This window comes from Albidovulum salinarum, assembly GCF_025673475.1.
GTDB classification, from domain to species: Bacteria; Pseudomonadota; Alphaproteobacteria; order Rhodobacterales; family Rhodobacteraceae; genus Albidovulum; species Albidovulum salinarum.
Window position 1 is genome coordinate 1 of record NZ_JAOVQO010000067.1, and the last position, 939, is coordinate 939.

General features: G+C 65.9%; 1 protein-coding gene. It reads right to left on the reverse strand.

All coding sequences use genetic code 11. The features are described from left to right. Positions 1-939, reverse strand: a 939-nt coding sequence (locus tag OEZ60_RS22135; protein ID WP_317852861.1) for an acyl-CoA carboxylase subunit beta, incomplete at both ends; no start/stop codon positions are given.

Here is a 939-nt window from a genome sequence, read left to right on the forward strand (position 1 = left end):
AGCACCAGCGGCTGGTTGGCGACCACGCCCACGGTCTGGCCCTCGAGCCGGATGAAGCCGGTGATGATGTTGCCCGCGTAATCCTTCTGGATCTCGTAGAAATCGCCCTCGTCCGCGACCTTCAGGATCAGCTCCTTCATGTCGTAGGGCTGGTTCGGGTTGTCGGGGATCAGCGTGTCGAGGCTGTCCTCGACCCGCGCCACGTCGTCGAAGAAGGGCCGGGTCGGCGCCTTGTCGCGGTTGTTGAGCGGCAGGAAGTCGACGAGCCGGCGCACCTCGGCCAGGGCCTCGACGTCGTTCTCGAAGGCGCCGTCGGCGACCGAGGATTTCTTCGTATGGGTGGAGGCGCCGCCCAGTTCCTCGGCGGTGACGATCTCGTTCGTCACGGTCTTCACCACGTCGGGGCCGGTCACGAACATGTAGGAGGTGTCCTTCACCATGAAGATGAAGTCGGTCATCGCCGGCGAATAGACCGCGCCGCCGGCGCAGGGCCCCATGATGACCGAGATCTGCGGCACCACCCCGGAAGCCATGATGTTGCGCTGGAACACCTCCGCATAGCCCGCGAGCGAGGCCACGCCCTCCTGGATCCGCGCGCCGCCGGAATCGTTCAGCCCGATCACCGGGGCGCCGTTCTGCATCGCCATGTCCATGATCTTGCAGATCTTCTGGGCATGGGTCTCCGAAAGAGAGCCGCCGAAGACGGTGAAGTCCTGGGAAAAGACATAGACCATGCGGCCGTTGATCGTGCCCCAGCCGGTCACGACGCCGTCGCCCGAGGGCCGGTCGGCCTCCATGCCGAACTCGGTGCAGCGATGCGCCACGAACATGTCAAATTCCTCGAACGAGCCCTCGTCGAGCAGGAGCTCGATGCGCTCGCGCGCCGTGAGCTTGCCGCGCGCGTGCTGCGCGTCGATCCGGCGCTGGCCGCCGCCGAGA